Here is a 19079-nt window from a genome sequence, read left to right as displayed (position 1 = left end):
ATTCACTTCAAGTAGGTAAGTGTTTTGCCAGTCAGTCCAAACAATATCGTAAGGATTGGGCTTAACAAGCAGAAAAACGCGAATGGCAAGTAGTCAATCGTTGAAACAGCTAACACATTAGTGATAAATATCCCGCATACGCTCCAAGGAACGAGCGGATTCACAACTGTACCTGCGTCTTCCATGACACGTGCTAAGTTTTTATTAGCTAGTCCCACTTTTTTAAATTGTGCTTGAAATGATTCTCCTGTCAGTAATATAGATAAATATTGCTCGCCTATTAACGTGTTCACGCCAATGCCTGTAAATGCTGCCGCTGTAATGACAGATCCTACGCTTTTCAATAAACTTTCCACTTTTGAAAGTAAACTTTGTACAATGCCTAATGTAAATAGAAGTCCCCCCATACTTAATGCAAGTATGACAAGCCCTATTGTAAATAACATGCTATTCATACCACCGCGTGTAAGCAGCAAGTCAACCGCTTCAATTCCAGTGCTAGATACATAACCATTAAACAATATATTCAGTACTTCCCCGAAAGGCGTATATTGAAAAAAATAAGAAACACAAATAGCTGCAATGGAAGTTAGAGCTAAAGCGATAATCGCAGGCACTTTTTTAATAGAAAGTATCAAGAGTAAAACTATTGGAAGTAATGTATACCAGTGGACCATACCTGTTTGAAGGAGTCCTTCTTGAAAGGCATTAATTTGATCTAGCTCTTGGATTTCTTTATTAGGAGATAAGATCGCATATCCAACAAGCGATATAAAAAACGCCGGAATCGTCGTCCACCCCATATTGCGAATATGTTCAAATAAATCCACTTGAACAATGGCAGATGCAAGGTTTGTCGTATCAGATAACGGAGACATTTTATCTCCGAAAAAAGCGCCTGACACAATTGCGCCAGCTGTAATAGCCAATGAAGTATCCATCGCGCTTGCCATCCCAATAAATGCTACACCAACTGTTGCTACCGTTGTTAAGGAGCTCCCAATAGACAATCCAACAATACATGTAACAATAAATACAATCGCAAAGAAAAAGTGTGGAGTGATAAATTGGAAACCTAAGTAGATAAGTGTAGGAATAGTTCCTCCCATCATCCAACTACTTATTAATATACCTATAAAGAAGAAGATGAAAATTGCCCCAAGTCCGGCTTTCGATCCTTCAACAAGCCCTTCCTCTAACTTCTTGAAAGGTACTCTTTTAAATAACCCATAAGTGATCAGTAGTAAAATCGCCAGTACAATCGGCATATGTGGAACTGCATCAAATTGAACAATACAAACTGCCATTAATGCAATAATCATAAATGTAATGAGAACAGCTTCTAAAAAAGAAGGTGTAATTGTCGAGCGAATTCGAAACATAGTAAATCCTCCTAAATAAAATAAATTAAAACACTTTCGCGCTTCAACGCTTTGAAGTGGCGAAGTAATTAGGATTTTATCACGTTTTAGCATTAAGTCAATTAGTCATAAAAAAGTCTATTTTGTCAGAATTTTATGATAGAATAATAGGGGGAAGAAATAACACTCAAGTAAGGGGAGATTTGTTTGTTAAACGAAAAAACTGTTGGACAAATTGTAAAAGAAACAGCGAGAAAGTTTCCTGAAACAGAAGCATACGTATATCCTGAGCATGGTATTCGAAAAACATATAGAGAATTTGACGAAGAAACGGACGAACTAGCAAAAGCATTCATTGGTATGGGCATTCAAAAAGGGGAGCATGTTGCGATCTGGTCTGATAACAAAAGAGAGTGGTTATTAAGTCAGTTTGCAACAGGAAAAATGGGAGCTGTTCTTGTAACTGTTAATACAAATTATCAGGAAAAAGAGTTGGAGTATTTACTGCAACAGTCCGATGCAACGACGCTTATCTTATGTGAGTCATATAAAGGGACATCCTATCTGGACATTATACGTGCTGTTTGCCCAGAAATCGAAGGCTCAGAAAAAGGTAAAATCCAATCCGAGAAATTGCCGCATTTTAAACGTATCATTGTCATGAGTGACAATGAATACCCTGGAGTTTATAACTGGTCTGAGTTACTAGCTCATGCAGAAAAAGTATCTGATGAAACGCTATCGCAACGTTTGAATGCACTTCATAATGAAGATGTCATTAATATGCAGTATACGTCTGGTACAACAGGATTTCCAAAAGGGGTTATGCTAACGCATAAGAACGTGGTGAATAATGGACAACTTGTTGGAGATTATATACATCTCACAGAAAATGACCGATTATGTATCCCAGTACCATTTTTTCATTGCTTCGGATGTGTCATGGGAACAATTGCATCGGTAACTCATGGAACAACAATGGTCATCATCGAACAGTTTAATGCGGAAAAAGTATTACAAATGGTGCAGGACGAAAAATGCACAGCATTACATGGCGTACCAACCATGTTTATAGCCGAGTTAAACCATCCAGATTTTGCTCAGTTCAATCTTAAGTCCTTGCGTACCGGAATTATGGCGGGTTCCATTTGTCCAATTGAAGTGATGAAAAGGGTAATGGGAGATATGGGCTTGTCCGAAATTACAATTGCATATGGGCAAACAGAATCTTCTCCTGTAATTACCCAAACGAAAACGGACGATGCGATTGAGAAACGTGTATCCACTGTTGGGAAAGCACATCCGGGAGTAGAAGTGAAAATTATCGATCCGGTAACTGGAGAAGATACACCAGCAGGAGTGCCGGGTGAGCTATGTACAAGAGGTTATCTAGTGATGAAAGGTTATTATAAAAATGAAGAAGCGACAAAATTTGCGATTGATGCAGAAGGGTGGCTACATACTGGCGATATCGCGGTTATGGATGAGGAAGGGTATATTGATATAACAGGTCGTATGAAAGACATGGTTATTCGTGGTGGGGAAAATATTTATCCAAAAGAAGTAGAGGAATTTTTATATCAGCACCCTGCTATTCAAGATGTACAAGTAGTTGGCGTTCCCGACCCGAAATACGGAGAGGAGCTTATGGCGTGGGTTATTCTAAAAACAGGCGAATGCTTAGAGGCAGAAGAACTAAAGGAGTACTGTAAAGGGAAAATATCACATCATAAAATTCCGAAATACATTGAGTTTATCGATGCATACCCAATGACAGCATCCGGTAAAATTCAAAAGTTCCTACTTCGTGAAATGTCGAAAGAAAAAGTCTTCGTGTAAGATATTTCCCGGGAAATCGACAAAGAGATGACATATTTCTAAGTCATCTCTTTTGTTTTACACGTTTTCATTCAACTAAAATAGGAAAGGATTGTTAAAATGTATTTAGATCATATCGTTCATCACGTAACAAAGGCGCCGAGTCAAGTAGCGACGTATTGGAGCAACAAAGGTCTCCATGCAGTTATGGGAGGTCAGCATACATATTGGGGTACATATAATGCGCTTTTATCCACAAACACTAGTTATATAGAGTGGTTAGCACTTGAACATAAGGAAATTGCCGAAAATGCGAACCATCCATTAATTAATCTATTGTTGCATGATTTGACCACAGCCCCTGGGTTTGGAACCATTTGTATTCGTACGACGACAATTGACGAACTATGCCAACAACTAGAAGATAAAGGTATAGAAACCTCTGGAGTTTTACATGCTGAAAGAAAAACAACGAGTGGTCTGATACGTAAATGGAAGATGCTATTTGTGAAAGAAGAAATAAGCGATGCATTGCCTACCCCATTTTTCATCGAATGGGAGGAAAGTGATGAAGATCGCTATCAATTACTTCAAGAAGATGGCACAATTAACGAAAGTAATTTACAATTAAGCATTTCAGCCTGTGAGTTTCATGTGCATCATCCACGGGAAATAATGAATAAGTGGAAAAGATATTTTGATTTAGTAGAGGAAGATGAACACATATTATTACTTAGAAATACAAAATTAGTCTTCAAACCCTTAGAAAAGGGAACGAGAGAAAGGCTAGCAGTAGTTCATATAGAAGGATTCAAGAATAATGAAAAGCTTCTATATGAACAGGCAATGTATCACTTCCACTAAGAGGAGGAATTATTTTTGGAAGAATTTATAGAAAAGGCAATCATTGTTGCGGTTAATTTGCAACATGATGAGCATTTTGAATACGGATTAGAAGAATTGCACAATTTAGCAGAAGCGCTGAATGTGGAAGTAGTAGGTGAAGTTACGCAAAATCTAGAACGGGTAACGAATTCCCATTATGTCGGTACAGGCAAAGTGGAAGAGATTAAAAACTTTTACGACGAAGCTGGTGCCAATCTTGTTATTTTTAATGATGAACTAACACCCTCGCAGATTCGAAATTTAGAAAGAGATTTAGAATGTAAAGTAATCGATCGAACGATGCTCATTTTGGACATTTTTGCTCGTCGTGCAAAGTCGAGCGAAGCGCAAATGCAAGTAGAATTAGCACAGCTTCAATATATGTTGCCACGATTAGTCGGGCTCCGGGCATCGCTAGGTCGTCAAGGAGGAGGGACAGGCGGCGGTTTTAAAAACCGTGGTGCTGGGGAAACGAAGCTAGAGCTAGATAGACGTAAAATTGAAGACCAAATTGCTAAGTTAAAACGAGAGTTGGAGCATGTCAAATACCAGCGAGAAACACAACGTAAACAGCGAAAGAAAAATGCGATTCCAGTCGTATCATTAGTAGGATACACAAATGCTGGTAAGTCCACCATTATGAATCAATTGCTCCATAAAGTTGGGCAAGCGGATTCTAAACAAGTATTTGAGAAGGACATGTTATTTGCTACGCTTGAGACTTCCGTTCGTCAGATTAAGTTGTCCGACCAAAAAGAGTTTTTATTAACAGACACGGTTGGATTTGTTAGTAAGCTACCGCATCACCTAGTGAAAGCATTCCGTTCCACATTGGAAGAAGCACGAGATGCGAGCTTACTGCTCCATGTAGTAGACGTATCAAATCCAGAACACCGTTATATGATGGATGTTACAAATGAAACGTTGCTCGCTGTTGGAGTGGAAGATGTTCGAACGATTTATGTATACAATAAATCAGACTTGGCAGATTTGAGATACCCTTACGTTGCTGGAGAAAATATTTGGATTTCTGCGAAAGAAGGAGCAGGTCTAGATGAACTGCTGGAGACGATTAAAAAACATATTTTTGCAGACTATGTTGTATGCAGTATGTTAATCCCTTTTGACAGAGGGGATCTTGTATCTTATTTAAATGAACACGCGTCTGTTAAGTCAACTTCTTATGAAGAAGAAGGAACGCTTATAAAAGTAGAACTGAAAAAATCAGACTATGATCGATTGCAACAATTTGTTTTCGTACAAGAATAACAAAAGGAAGCTTATCGCCCAGGCGATAAGCTTCCTTTTTAAACTTGCTGGAACTGTATATTATGAAGCCTAGCGAATATACCATCTTGTGCAACTAACTCATTGTACGAACCATCTTCTGCAATCCCATCTTCGGTTACGACTAACACTCGATCCGCATCCCGAATAGTCGCAAGTCGATGCGCAATAATAAGCGTCGTGCGATTTTCTGCAAGCTCCATTAATGACTTTTGAATAATTTTCTCTGTTTCCGTATCAAGTGCGGAGGTAGCCTCGTCCAATATTAAAATAGGTGGGTTTTTTAGGAACATACGAGCTATGGCTAAGCGTTGTTTTTGTCCGCCTGATAATTTAAGCCCTCTTTCTCCGATTTGCGTGTCATACCCTTCTGGAAGGGAAGCAATAAAGTCTTCTAAATGGGCTTTTTTCGCTGCATCACGAATTTCTTCAGTAGAAGCATCCTTTTTACCGTAAGCAATGTTTTCTTCAATTGTGCCAGTAAATAAGAATACATCCTGTTGTACAATGCCAATTTGAGCACGTAACGATTGCATCGTTACGTCCTGAATATTTAGACCATCTATTGAAATTGCACCTTCATTCACATCATAAAAACGTGGAATAAGTGAACAAATAGTTGTTTTTCCTGCTCCAGACGGACCAACAAACGCAACTGTTTCTCCAGCTTTAATTGATAGGTTAATGCCTTCTAATACAGATTTATGCTGATCGTATCGGAAGCTAACGTTCTCAAACTCAATGTTTCCATTTAAATGTGTAACACTTAAAGCATTTGGTCGATCTTTAATCTCTGGCTCTTGCTCTATAAGATCCAAAAATCGTTTAAATCCAGCCATTCCTTTCGGATATAGCTCCAGAAGTGCAGTAATTTTATCTACTGGTTTGATCAACACATTGACATACAGGATAAAGCTTACAAGTTCACCAGGTGAGAGCATTTCCTTAAATGTAAACCAAGACCCTACAACAAGTACGACTAATGTCACGAGGCGGGTCATCATATAAATGCTTGTATGAGTACCAGCCATTACTTTATAAGCGCGTAGTTTGGCTAGTCGAAATTGCCCATTATCTTCTTTGAAACGAGCGATTTCAAATTTTTCATTTGTAAATGATTGGACTACACGTACACCGGATACACTATCTTCGACACGGGCATTTACATCTGCTATTTTCCCGAACATGTTCTTCCATGCTCTATTCATCATAATATTTCCGTAAGTTGCAACAATGGATAGGATTGGAACCATAACGATTGCGATAATCGCAAGCTCCGGATTGATATTGAACATAATCACAAACGCACCAATAAGCGTCATAATTGCGATGAATAAATCCTCCGGTCCATGATGGGCTAGTTCACCAATATCAAATAAGTCATTCGTAATGCGACTCATAATATGTCCGGTTTTTGTATTATCAAAAAAACGGAATGATTGCCGTTGCACATGAGTGAATAATTGCTGACGCATATCGGTTTCGATATTAATACCGAGCTTATGACCTAAATAACTCACTACATAGTTTAGAAAAGTGCTCAACATATATACAAGTAGCAACAAAATACTAACTCGTACAATCATATTCCAATCGCCTGTAGGCAATAATACATCGATAAACCGTTGCACTGCTATAGGAAAAGCAAGCTCTAGGATGGCGACAAATACCGCGCTACTAAAATCGATAACGAATAATCGTTTATGTGGTTTATAAAATGAAAAAAACTTCTTTAGCACAAAATCTCCTCCATCCTTTTATATATCGTGACTATTATATCGGAAAATTTCAGAAAACGAAATAATTGGATATTTTTTGACAGGAAAAAGCGGGGACGTTATAATGAATATCTTATTTTAGAAAAGAGGTAAAAGCATGTTTTCAAAAGATGAAATTGTAAAATCAGTTCCTCAAAAAGGCTTCTTCGGACATCCGAAAGGATTAATGTCCTTATTTTTCACGGAGTTTTGGGAGCGTTTTTCTTACTACGGGATGCGCGCGATTCTAATCTATTATATGTATTATGAAGTAACACAAGGTGGATTAGGACTTGAGAGATCTACTGCAAACTCTATAATGGCAGTGTATGGTTCTCTTGTGTATATGTCAGGGATTATTGGTGGTTGGATAGCCGATCGTCTGTTAGGTACGACAAAAACTGTATTTTATGGTGGAGTATTAATAATGCTCGGGCATATTGTATTGTCGTTTCCAGGTGGAATTACGCCACTATTTATTTCGATGGCACTTATCATCATCGGAACAGGGCTATTGAAATCAAATATCTCAACGATTGTTGGAGATTTATATTCAGAGAAGGACGCACGTCGTGACTCTGGATTCAGTATTTTCTATATGGGTATTAATATGGGTGGATTCCTTGCGCCATTGATCGTTGGAACTGTTGGTCTTGAGTACAATTTCCATTTAGGATTTGGACTAGCAGCAATTGGGATGGCCATAGGATTAATCGTCTTTTTACTAACGAAGAAAAATAATCTTGGATTAGCTGGTTCGTATGTGCCAAATCCAATGCCTAGAGAAGAACGTAAAAAGATATTTTCTAGAATCGGTATTGTCATTGTAATCGTGTTAGCTCTTGGGTATGTTTTAGTGCAACAAGGTATTATGACAATTGATGTATTTACAATGACGGTTTCAATTTTAGGTATTGTTATTCCTACTTTATACTTCATCGTAATGTATAGAAGTGATCGAACATCGGCTGATGAGAAGTCGAGATTGCTTGCTTATATTCCGTTATTTGTAGCGGCGATGATGTTTTGGGCGATTGCAGAACAAGGAGCGAATATATTGGCGCAGTATGCAGATGAGCGCGTTAATCTGATGGTAGGATCTTTTGAGATATCGCCTGCATGGTTCCAATCGCTGAATCCTTTATTTATCATTGTGCTCGCACCTATTTTTGCTTGGATGTGGTTAAAACTTGGTGATAGACAACCGTCTACGCCTAAAAAGTTTGCTTTAGGCTTGTTCTTTGCAGGGATGTCATTCATTGTGATGATCATTCCAGCTTATACGAATGGAACGGAGACACTTGTTAATCCATTTTGGCTTGTACTAAGTTTCTTCTTAGTTGTACTTGGTGAGTTGCTATTGTCACCAGTAGGTTTATCTGCAACAACGAAGCTTGCCCCAGGTGCTTTTGCAGCTCAAACGATGAGTTTGTGGTTTATGACGAATGCATCCGCGCAAGCGATAAATGCACAAGTCGTTAAATTGTATACACCAGAAAATGAAATTATATACTTCGGTGTAATTGGTGTCCTCGCGCTTGTTATTGGATTGTTATTATACTTAATGACGCCTTTAATCCAAAAATATATGCGTGGAGTAAAATAAATGAAACCTTTCCGAAACCTTCCTCGTATAATAGTTATCAAAGCATGAAGGGATGATAACTGATATGAAAAAATGGACAACGCTTATAGCAGTAGCCACATTATCATTAGGTTTAGCTGCATGTAACGAAACTGCAACTCCAGCAGGAAGTGGAGAGGTAACAGAAAAGAGTAAGTTAACACTTCAAGAAGTATATGATAAGTCTATTGCTGCATCAGAAGAGTTGAAAAGTGTACGAGCAGTAATGGATCTAAATCAAACAATGAATGTACCGAGTGAAGAAACTGAATTAGAAATTAGCTCGAAAATGGATATGGAATATATAGTAGAACCTATGCAGATGCATCAAAAAGGTACTTCAACTGTAAACGGATTGGCAGAAGGTATGCCTGCTCAAACATCAACATCCGAAAGTTATATCACGGCGGATAATTTCTATGTGTACGAAGAGTCTGCTGGAGAGTGGATGAAGTTCCCACAAGAAATGATGACAGGAATTATGAATGCTGCAGAACAAGCAAATGCTTCCGATCAATTGAAACAGATTGAAGGATATTTAGATGAATTTACATTCGAACAAGATAATGAAAACTATATATTGACGCTCGAAGCTTCAGGTGAGAAATTCACAGAACTTGTAAAAGCGCAAGTAGATGAAGTGATGCAATCAATGGGTGCTGGCGAAGAGATTCAAATGGATTTCGTTATTAACTCGGTAAACTATTTAATACACATTGATAAAGAGACATTCCAAACGAATAAATTAGATGTTGTAATTGATATGGATATGGAAGTTGACGGAGAGAAAATGAAAGTATTACAAGACGTAAAATCTACTTTCTCTGATTTCAACAAAGTAGAAGAAATCGTCATTCCGCAAGAAGTAGTCGATAACGCTGTAGAACTATAAAATTGTAGAACTTATAAACTGCTCCCAATTGTTGCGATAAAACGGACAATTGGGAGCAGTCTTTTTGTTTTCCTCCTAATCTATAGTAAGATTGTAGTGGGGCAAAATAGCTTATATATAGTATATCTTTAATTGAAAATCATTTTCATTTAAAGGTTGACTTGTATAGGCAAGATGTTATAATTAATTTGCGGGTAAATGATAATGATTTTCACTATCGTAAACTCGCAAAAAGAATGATGAGGATAGACATGAAAAAAAGATATCTTGTAATTGCACTAGTAGCACTTTCTCTTTTATCTCTCTTTGTTGGTGTAAGTAGAATTTCGCCAGCAGACTTGTTGGACTTTAATTCGGAAGAGACGCAAATATTTCTAATTAGCCGCTTACCGAGACTAATTGCCATTATACTTGCAGGAGCAGGGATGAGTATTGCAGGTTTAATCATGCAAAGTCTTAGTAGGAATAAGTTCGTATCTCCAACTACAGCTGGGACGCTTGATGCGACTAGACTAGGAGTATTAATATCGATGTTAGTATTTACAAATGCTACGTATATGGAGAAAATAACATTCGCTTTTATCTTCGCATTAGCAGGTACATTGTTATTTATGCAAATATTAAATCATATTAAATTTAAGGATGCAATATTTGTTCCATTAGTTGGGTTAATGTTCGGAAATATTCTATCTTCCATTACAACGTTTTTTGCTTACAAATCCAATATTATTCAAAATATGACTGTCTGGTTACAAGGAGATTTCTCTTTGATCTTAAAAGGCAGATATGAATTACTTTACATAAGTGTACCGGTACTAATCATTGCGTACATATATGCAAATCGTTTTACCGTTGCAGGAATGGGCGAGGACTTTGCTAAAAACCTAGGACTTTCCTACAAAAGGGTCCTAAATTTAGGGCTGGTGCTCGTAGCATTGATTTCTACTACTGTTGTCTTAACAGTTGGAATGATCCCGTTTCTAGGACTAATCATCCCGAATATAGTATCCATCTTTAAAGGGGATCATTTAGAAAAAACATTACCACATACAGCACTACTCGGTGTCATTTTCTTATTAATATGTGACATTTTAGGTAGAGTTCTCATTTTCCCTTACGAGATACCGATTGGTATGACGGTTGGTGTTATCGGAAGTGCAATCTTCCTATTCTTATTGTTTAGGGGGAAAGCATATGCGAAATAGAACAAAAATGCTTCTTTTAATTGCTTTAAGTATTTTGTGTATAGCATTGTACTTATTCCAAGGATTAAATGGTAGCTATGATTATGCGTTGCCACGTCGTGCGATTAAAGTATTGGCAATGGCATTAACAGGAGTTGCAATTGCTTACTCCACTGTAATTTTCCAAACGATTACGCATAACCGAATTTTAACACCGAGTGTAATGGGGTTAGATTCGTTATACATGCTTGTACAAACATTCATTTATTACTTTTTTGGTTCGATGTCCATTTTAGTAATTAACAAGAATTATAATTTCTTTATTTCTATAGTAGCAATGGTTGTGTTTGCACTTTTGCTGTATCGCTTTTTGTTTAACGCGGGGAAACGTCCAATTTATTTCTTATTACTAGTTGGGATTATTATAGGGACATTTCTAGGAAGTATTACTACTTTCTTACAAGTGCTAATCGATCCAAACGAGTTTACAAACTTGCAAAACAAAATGTTTGCGAGCTTCAATAATGTAAATGGTGGCTTAGTATGGTTCGCCCTGATTATTATTACGTTATCTATCTTATACGGATGGCGGTCCATTCGAGAATTGGATGTATTGTCTCTAGGGCGAGACAACGCGATTAACTTAGGTATCAACTACGATAAAATTGTAAAAAGTATGCTAGTGTTATCAGCAGTGTTAATAGCCACTTCTACTGCGCTTGTTGGTCCAATAACGTTTTTTGGATTAATCGTGGCAAACTTATCGTATCAATATTTTAAGACTTACAAGCACTCAATACTTATAGTTGGTGCCAGTTTGATGAGTATAGTTGCTTTAATAGGTGGACAGTGGATTGTGGAAAGAATTTTCACGTTTAATACAACACTAAGTGTCATTATTAACTTTATTGGTGGAATTTACTTCATTTACTTATTATTAAAGGAGAGTCGAGCTTAGGTATGATCCAAGTAAAAGAGATAACAAAGCACTTTGGTAAAAAACCAGTAGTAGACAAAGTAAGTGTCAATATCCAGTCAGGAAAGATTACTTCGTTTATTGGGCCAAATGGCGCTGGAAAATCAACCCTATTGTCAATGGTTAGTCGTTTATTGGATGCAGATACGGGTGAGGTCTTACTAGATAAATCAGATGTACGTAAATGGAAATCCGATGAGTTCTCTAAACGCGTCTCTATTTTGAAGCAATCGAACTATATGAACGTTCGTTTAACGATACGTGAACTAGTCTCCTTTGGTCGTTTTCCTTACTCTAAAGGACGATTAAATGCAGAAGATACGAGAATGATTGATCAAGCAATTGAATATATGAATTTAGCGGATATTCAAGATGATTATTTAGACGAATTGTCTGGTGGGCAACGTCAACGTGCTTTCATCGCTATGGTTATTGCGCAAGATACAGAATATATTCTGTTGGATGAGCCGTTAAACAACTTGGATATGAAGCATTCTGTCCAAATTATGAAAATTCTACGAAAGCTTGTAGAAGAGCTCGGAAAAACAGTCGTCATTGTATTGCATGATATTAACTTTGCATCTGTATATTCTGACTATATTGTTGCATTGAAAAATGGACGTGTAATCAAGGACGGTCCAACACATGAAATTATTAATTCAGATGCCCTAAAAGAGATTTATGATATGGATATTCCAATCCAAGAAATGAATAGCTGTCGTATTTGTGTATATTTTAATTCATAAGAAAAAGGGGAAATTTACAAATGAAAAAGTTTAAATTTTTTACGATCATGTTCGCAATGCTTTTATTAGTATTAGCAGCATGTGGAAATAAAGAAGATGCAACAGAAGACACATCTAATCCAAACGAAGGTACTACTGATGAAACAGCTACAACAGATGAGTCATCTGTATATCCATTAACAATTCCACAACCAGAAGGATATGCAGAAGTAACATTGAAAGAACAGCCAAAAACAGTTGTAGCATTTGACTATGGTTTCCTGGATACGCTAGATGCACTAGGCGTTGACGTAGCTGCAGTATCACAACAAAGCTTACCAAAATATTTAAGCAAATATGCGGATGAAGCTACTTATAAAAACGCTGGTGCTTTAAAAGAACCTGATTTTGAAGCAATTCACGCTATGAAACCAGATGTTATTTTCATCTCTGGTCGTCAAGCAGATGCATATGAAGAATTAAGTAAAATAGCACCAACTGTTTATGTTGGCTTAGACACGACAAATTATCTTAACTCATTTAAAGCAAACACAGAATTAGCAGGAAAAATTTTCGGTAAAGAAGCAGAAGCAACGAAAGCTTTAGAAGAAATTGATGCACAAGTTGCAGAAATTACTGCTAAAACTGCTAACTTAGATGAAAAAGCATTAGTAGTTCTTGCATCTGAAGGAGAATTAAGTGCTTACGGTTCTGGTTCACGTTTTGGTGTAATCCATGATGTATATGGTATTAAACCTGTTGATGAAAACTTAGAAGTATCTACACATGGACAAAGTGTTTCTTTTGAATATGTGCTTGAAAAAAATCCGGATATGCTTTTTGTAGTAGACCGCGATGCAGTAGCTTCTGAAGGTGAATCAGGTACAAAAGCAGCAATTGAAAATGAAATCGTTAGTAAAACAAATGCTGTTAAAAACGGCAAAGTCTTTTACTTAGATCCAGAAGCTTGGTATTTATCAGGTGGCGGTATTGAATCAGAAAAAGCGAAACTTGCTGCTGTATTAGAGGCGATTCAATAATGTTTTATCAAGTTAGACGTATGATTGTTAAAGAAGGAACTTCCCAACTTGTCGTAGATCGTTTTCAAGGAGAAGGGCTTATCGAAAAGCAACCAGGTTTCGAAAAGCTAGAAGTACTTGTGAAAAAAGTTCGTCGCGGGGAAGAAGAAGTTCTAGTCATCGTTCAATGGGCGTCAGAGCAAGATTGGAAAAACTGGGAAAAGAGCCCCGAGCATATTGCGGGTCATAAAGCAAACCTTGGTAAGCCAAAGCCTGATCACATCATTGAGTCCAGTGGTGGAGTATATGAATTAAAAGCAAGTAAATAATAAAAATCCACGAGGAGTTGATCCTCGTGGATTTTTTCGTATTGCTTAAGAAATTATCAAACTAAAGGTTATCGATCTAACATTTTCCAAACAACATAAGGTATGCCACTATTTTATTAAACGTAATATAGGGATAATGTGTCGTAAGTAGGCTACCGCTAGGATTTCCGCTGCTGGGCGGGCGGGTGAGCCTCCTCGGTTACTGGCGCTCCACTGCGGGGTCTCACCTGTCCCGCTATCCAGCATGAGTCGCCGCATTGCGCTGCAATCAATGGGAAATTCTTGCTAATTTGGAGTCTGCAGTTTTTAGAGACTTAAATTTATCAGGTCTAATACGCAATATTCATTAAACCTAATTAGAGAATGCAGTCGAAAAAAAAGTGGAACATTTTCTAGGATAAAGTTCAAACTATTCAACCATTTATTGAAATAACACCTCGTAATCATCGTCGTCTCATCCCAAGTAAACTTGTTATTTTAAGAGTTAGTTGCTTTCACCAGCAATTTGGTTGCTCTCGTGCTAAGTTAGTTGCTTTCCGAATAGAATTGGTTGCTTTCAATAGCTGTTTGATTGCTCTTACCCATTTACTGGATGTTATTTTCAAGAAATACTACATAGGATTGAATATAAAAACAGTGACTCTTATTAGTTAGTAATTTTCGTGGATTGAAGCGGAGGGGCTGCAACTCCAGCCGGATCAGTGAGACAGGTGAACCATCACAACGTACGCGCAAGCGTCGGTGATGGCTCATCGCTCACCCGGAGGAAAGCTTCCGACTGCAGCGAAAATCGCAGCAGTCACCTGATAAAGCTATTTAAGACGCTTATCCCTAAATAGCGTATCATTATGAATACTTCTTTCAATTGTACATAGCTATAATGTAGACTATACTTTTATCATGAATAAGTTTGAAAGGAGTGGGCACAATGAAAAAATGGTTTTATCCACTGGGACTTGTAACATTACTTGGATTTACTACATTATATATAACATTTACATCAGAAGAAATGGTTCAGCTAGATCGTAAAATGAATGAACTGTTAAATGGCAATCAATTTATCGCGCCATTTCATTATTTAGGAGAACCAAAATTTATCGTCATTATGATGCTAATCCTGTTCGCATACTTATGGATACATTCAAAAAATTATCGTGGCATGTTATTTGGTTTATTTACAGTAGGGGTGGGAAATGTACTTAACCAACTACTCAAAAAATGGGTGCAAAGAGCGCGTCCTGACATTCCAAATCAATTAGAAAGCTTCAGTTTTCCATCTGGGCATGCGATGGTTGGATTATTATACGTATTCACTATTGCCTACTTCTTAGCAGAACATCAATCCAATAAAAAGATTCGCGTACTATTATGGATTGGCGCACTTTTACTTGCAATACTTATCGGATTATCTCGAATCGCAGAAAGTCGCCATTTCGCCACAGATGTACTAGCAGGTTGGATGGCAGGGTATACATGGTTTGTATTCGTTGCATTGTGGTACGAATCTCGGAAAAATAATTTTAAAAAGAATATAGACTAAAATCCTTTCCTCTCTTCGGAAAGGATTTTTTATAAAGGAGTGTAAGCGCAATGTTTGAATTACCGGATGAATTAGTCACACTTGGCATGAAAAGAATAGAAGGATTTCCTGTAGAAGGATTCGTCAAAGGAAAAGGACCAAAAAACCCTACTATTATGCTAATAGGAGAAGCACCAGGTGAAAATGAAGCAATCCACGGGTTACCATTCATCGGCAGAGCAGGAGATGAATTAGTCAAATCCCTTGCAAGCATCGGTTTAACAAGAGATAACGTATATATGACAAGCGCAGTGAGAAGCAGGCCATATGTATGGAAAGACAAAAAAGAAAGAAACGGCGAGATGACGAAAAGAAAGTATAATCGTCCACCTACTCAGCAAGAAATAGTGGCCCATGCACCAGTGCTCGATTATGAACTAACCCATATAGCGCCAGTCGTCATTGTTACGTTAGGTAATGTAGGCTTACAACGTTTACTAGGCAAAGATGCAAAAGTGTCTGTTTTGCATGGACAACTAATCGAACACGAAATACAACATTTAGCCTCGTTGGAAGAAAATAAATTTATATGGTCGGATGAAAAATATATGATCATACCAACATACCATCCAGCAGCTGTATTTTATCGTCCTTCCAATCGCGATTTTTTAGAAGGAGATTGGGAAAAAATTGGAAAATATATCGCTTCTTCAAAATTTGGATTTTCATCAGCCGAAAAGAATTGTACTAGGGAAACTTAATGCGTATAATAAATGAAAATCGATATTTAGAAAGAAGATGATTCAGGTGGACGGAAATGTGGTCTTTGCATTATTACTTACGTTATTTGCAGGTCTAGCAACAGGGATAGGTAGTTTACTATCATTGTTAACGAAGCGTACAAATACGAAGTTTTTATCTGTCGCATTGGGATTTTCTGCAGGGGTAATGATTTATATCTCTTTAGTTGAAATATTCGTGAAAGCAAAAGATTCGTTAACAGAAGAGCTTGGTACAACAAACGGATATTGGATGACAATCGTTGGATTTTTTGGCGGGATGATTTTTATTGCGTTGGTCGACCGGTTATTGCCAAAGCTCGGAAATCCGCATGAAGTAAAAAGTGTGGAGGATATGGATACAGAACCGAACAATGCAGAATATACGAAGTTGATGAAAATGGGTGTTTTTACTGCACTTGCTATAGGAATTCACAATTTTCCTGAAGGTATTGCTACATTTGCATCTGCATTACAAGATCCTAATTTAGGAATTGCGATTGCGATTGCGGTTGCGATTCATAATATCCCAGAAGGTATCGCTGTCGCTGTCCCGATTTATTATGCAACTGGTAATCGTAAAAAGGCATTTAAACTATCCTTTCTTTCAGGCCTTGCAGAACCGCTAGGCGCTTTTGTTGCGTATTTAATATTGATGCCATTTTTAAATGGTGTTGTTTTCGGAGTTGTTTTTGCAGCGGTTGCCGGTATTATGGTCTTTATTTCATTAGATGAATTGCTACCGGCAGCTAAAAAGTATGATGAGACACATTCTTCTATGTATGGAGTTGTAGCAGGAATGTTAGTAATGGCGCTAAGTCTAGTATTAATGACATAAAACAAAAGCACAAGCGCCTGTGATAGAGGAATACAGTCTAAGTTCGCGACGAGTTTGTTTATTTTTCAAAGCAGAAAAATGGCAGCGCAGTTTTCAATTAGAGAAAACTGCACTGCCATTTTTAATTTTTACGACAATCCCGGTTCGGTTCATCTCCACTGGTACAAGCTGAAAGTTAGGGAAAATCCCATCTAGATTAGAAATGAACTCCTGCTCCGTTCCTTTTTGTACAAGCGATAGAAGGGTAGGACCAGCACCACTTATACAAGTACCGAATGCACCAGCCTTTTTCGCAGCAACTTTAATCTCCCTACTCTCGGGAATTAAATCAAGACGATATGGTTCATGAAACAGATCCTGCTCCATATATACGCCAGCTTGCTCAAATGATTGAGAAAGAAAAGCTGCAGTAAGTAAACTAGCGGTTGCGCTTGCTTGTGTGGAAACCTGACGTGTATAACTATCCGGTAACACATTTCTTGCTGCTTCCGTTTTTAGTTCAAAATTAGGAATAAATAACACAAAAGAAGCATCAATATGATACGCATGAAATACATGAATTTCGCCGTTATCTGCACTTGATGAAATCGTAAAACCGCCAAATATAGAAGCGGCTGCATTATCGGGATGACCTTCCATTAAGGTTGCCACTTTCAATTTGTCTTGTGCAGTCAGTTCAAGTTCCAGCACTTGGTTGGCAAGTTCAACCCCTGCCACAATGGCAGATGCACTGCTCCCCATACCACGAGCAAGTGGGATTTCGCTCCTCGCAGATAGATGGCACGGAGGCAGACTTTGACCATATAATTCCGCTGTTTTCTCAGCAGCTTGGATAATAAGATGATCTTTCGGATCGGGAACGTTCGGTAAGTTTTCTGATAAGTTATCAATTTTCCACTTTGAGGCTAGTTCAACTTCTAACTCCAAGTATTTATTTAAAGCAATCCCAATCGAATCAAAACCAGGTCCTAAATTCGCTGTACTTGCAGGAATGGAAATAGACCACTTTTTACTCATAGTACTCCCTCAATATACTGGCGAATTTCTTCCTCGTCATTTTTTAATGATACTAAGTCAACTGTAGAAACTTCCATCGCAGTATCTGGATCTTTCAAACCATTACCAGTAAAGACTGATACTACTTTGCTTCCTGCTGAAATTTTCCCGTTTTTCACTGACTTAATAACTCCAGCTAAAGAAGCGGCAGAGCCAGGTTCAACAAATATACCTTCATGACTAGCAATCAATTGATAAGCTTGCAGAATTTCTTCATCCGTAACAGCATCGATTACACCACCAGATTCGTCACGAGCAGCTTCCGCTAAAGTCCAACTTGCTGGATTCCCGATACGAATAGCGGTTGCAACTGTTTCTGGGTTAGGGATTGGAGCACCTTGTACAATCGCTGCAGAGCCCTCTGCTTCAAAACCAAAAATTTTCGGTAAGCCTGATTGTTTAGCTTCATTATATTCTTTGAATCCTTTCCAATAGGCACTAATATTACCGGCATTTCCAACTGGTATGCATAAATAATCTGGAGCAGAACCCAATACGTCTACAATTTCAAAAGCAGCTGTTTTTTGTCCTTCCAAACGATATGGGTTCACCGAGTTAACTAGTGCAACCGGAGATGATTCACTAACTTTACGAACAATTTGCAGCGCATCATCAAAATTACCTTCAATTTCAATAATTTTAGAACCATACATACAAGCTTGGGCTAACTTTCCTAATGCCACTTTTCCTTTTGGAATGACAACAATCGATTTAATCCCAGCACGAGCAGCGTATGCAGCAGCAGCGGCAGAAGTGTTTCCCGTAGATGCACAAATAACACATTCGCTTCCTTCTTCAATTGCTTTTGCTACAGCAAAGACCATCCCTCTATCTTTGAACGAACCAGTTGGATTTGCACCTTCTACTTTTCCGTAAAGCTCAATTCCTAGTTCTTTTGATAAATTCTCTAGTTTAATAAGAGGCGTATTTCCCTCAAGTAGTGATAGTTTAGGTGTTTTCTCTGTTACAGGTAAAAACTCTTTGTAATGTTCGATTAGTCCTTGCCAAGCCATGATGTAATCCGCCTCTC

Annotated in this window: 17 protein-coding genes; 13 read left to right on the top strand and 4 right to left on the bottom strand. The window is 37.8% G+C overall.

Translation table 11 applies throughout. The features are described from left to right. Positions 1–2: 2 nt before the first annotated feature. Positions 3–1382, bottom strand: a complete 1380-nt coding sequence (gene nhaC, locus ACIQYS_RS02460; RefSeq protein ID WP_402974356.1) for a Na+/H+ antiporter NhaC — start codon at positions 1380–1382, stop codon at positions 3–5. Between the two features lie 186 nt (positions 1383–1568). Here nhaC and ACIQYS_RS02455 point away from each other — a divergent pair, with 186 nt between their 5' ends. The 3 genes from ACIQYS_RS02455 to hflX all read left to right on the top strand — a co-directional run bounded on the left by ACIQYS_RS02455 (position 1569) and on the right by hflX (position 5333). Then, positions 1569–3200 (top strand): AMP-binding protein, encoded by a 1632-nt coding sequence (locus ACIQYS_RS02455; protein WP_402974353.1) that lies wholly within the window; start codon positions 1569–1571, stop codon positions 3198–3200. A 99-nt stretch (positions 3201–3299) separates the two neighbouring features. After that, a complete protein-coding gene (locus tag ACIQYS_RS02450; protein WP_402974350.1) occupies positions 3300–4043 on the top strand; it encodes a VOC family protein in 744 nt (247 codons plus the stop codon). 15 nt (positions 4044–4058) lie between these two features. Then, a complete protein-coding gene (hflX, locus tag ACIQYS_RS02445) occupies positions 4059–5333 on the top strand; it encodes a GTPase HflX (protein WP_402974347.1) in 1275 nt (424 codons plus the stop codon). Between the two features lie 38 nt (positions 5334–5371). On the opposite strand, the gene ACIQYS_RS02440 is transcribed toward hflX, so the two are convergent. Continuing rightward, positions 5372–7090 carry an ABC transporter ATP-binding protein gene (locus ACIQYS_RS02440; protein WP_402974344.1) on the bottom strand — a complete coding sequence of 573 codons (1719 nt, stop codon included), beginning with the start codon at positions 7088–7090 and terminating at the stop codon, positions 5372–5374. A 136-nt stretch (positions 7091–7226) separates the two neighbouring features. Here ACIQYS_RS02440 and ACIQYS_RS02435 point away from each other — a divergent pair, with 136 nt between their 5' ends. The 10 genes from ACIQYS_RS02435 to zupT all read left to right on the top strand — a co-directional run bounded on the left by ACIQYS_RS02435 (position 7227) and on the right by zupT (position 16993). Next, positions 7227–8714: a peptide MFS transporter gene (locus ACIQYS_RS02435; protein WP_402974341.1), complete on the top strand. Its 1488-nt coding sequence runs from the start codon at positions 7227–7229 to the stop codon at positions 8712–8714. 64 nt (positions 8715–8778) lie between these two features. Continuing rightward, entirely contained in the window at positions 8779–9624 is an 846-nt protein-coding gene (locus ACIQYS_RS02430) for a DUF6612 family protein (RefSeq protein ID WP_402974338.1), read from the top strand. 251 nt (positions 9625–9875) lie between these two features. Next, complete coding sequence (locus tag ACIQYS_RS02425) at positions 9876–10829, top strand: ABC transporter permease (RefSeq protein WP_402974335.1); 954 nt, start codon at positions 9876–9878, stop codon at positions 10827–10829. After that, positions 10819–11766 carry an iron chelate uptake ABC transporter family permease subunit gene (locus ACIQYS_RS02420; protein ID WP_402974332.1) on the top strand — a complete coding sequence of 316 codons (948 nt, stop codon included), beginning with the start codon at positions 10819–10821 and terminating at the stop codon, positions 11764–11766. Before ACIQYS_RS02425 ends, ACIQYS_RS02420 begins: the two co-directional genes overlap by 11 nt. A gap of 2 nt (positions 11767–11768) precedes the next feature. Further along, a complete protein-coding gene (locus ACIQYS_RS02415; RefSeq protein ID WP_402974329.1) occupies positions 11769–12530 on the top strand; it encodes an iron ABC transporter ATP-binding protein in 762 nt (253 codons plus the stop codon). A gap of 20 nt (positions 12531–12550) precedes the next feature. Further along, on the top strand, positions 12551–13549 hold the full coding sequence (locus tag ACIQYS_RS02410; protein WP_402974326.1) for a siderophore ABC transporter substrate-binding protein: 999 nt from the start codon (positions 12551–12553) through the stop codon (positions 13547–13549). Continuing rightward, entirely contained in the window at positions 13549–13857 is a 309-nt protein-coding gene (locus tag ACIQYS_RS02405) for an antibiotic biosynthesis monooxygenase family protein (RefSeq protein ID WP_402974323.1), read from the top strand. The genes ACIQYS_RS02410 and ACIQYS_RS02405 overlap by 1 nt, the downstream gene beginning before the upstream one ends. A 928-nt stretch (positions 13858–14785) precedes the next feature. After that, positions 14786–15397, top strand: coding sequence for a phosphatase PAP2 family protein (locus tag ACIQYS_RS02400; RefSeq protein WP_402974320.1), 612 nt, complete (start codon positions 14786–14788; stop codon positions 15395–15397). Between the two features lie 50 nt (positions 15398–15447). Beyond that, the gene (locus ACIQYS_RS02395) at positions 15448–16137 is read left to right on the top strand and encodes a uracil-DNA glycosylase (protein ID WP_402974317.1); all 690 of its coding nucleotides are present in this window, start codon (positions 15448–15450) and stop codon (positions 16135–16137) included. Positions 16138–16183: 46 nt separating this feature from the next. Next, a complete protein-coding gene (zupT, locus tag ACIQYS_RS02390) occupies positions 16184–16993 on the top strand; it encodes a zinc transporter ZupT (RefSeq protein WP_402974314.1) in 810 nt (269 codons plus the stop codon). A gap of 93 nt (positions 16994–17086) precedes the next feature. Here zupT and thrB read toward each other — a convergent pair whose 3' ends face one another. Then, on the bottom strand, positions 17087–18010 hold the full coding sequence (thrB, locus tag ACIQYS_RS02385) for a homoserine kinase (RefSeq protein ID WP_402974311.1): 924 nt from the start codon (positions 18008–18010) through the stop codon (positions 17087–17089). Continuing rightward, positions 18007–19062 carry a threonine synthase gene (thrC, locus tag ACIQYS_RS02380; protein ID WP_402974306.1) on the bottom strand — a complete coding sequence of 352 codons (1056 nt, stop codon included), beginning with the start codon at positions 19060–19062 and terminating at the stop codon, positions 18007–18009. Before thrC ends, thrB begins: the two co-directional genes overlap by 4 nt. Positions 19063–19079 lie beyond the last annotated feature (17 nt).

Origin of the sequence: Psychrobacillus sp. NPDC096426 (assembly GCF_044762745.1) — a bacterium.
Classification (GTDB): Bacteria; Bacillota; Bacilli; order Bacillales_A; family Planococcaceae; genus Psychrobacillus.
This window is presented reverse-complemented; position numbering and strand designations above follow the sequence as displayed.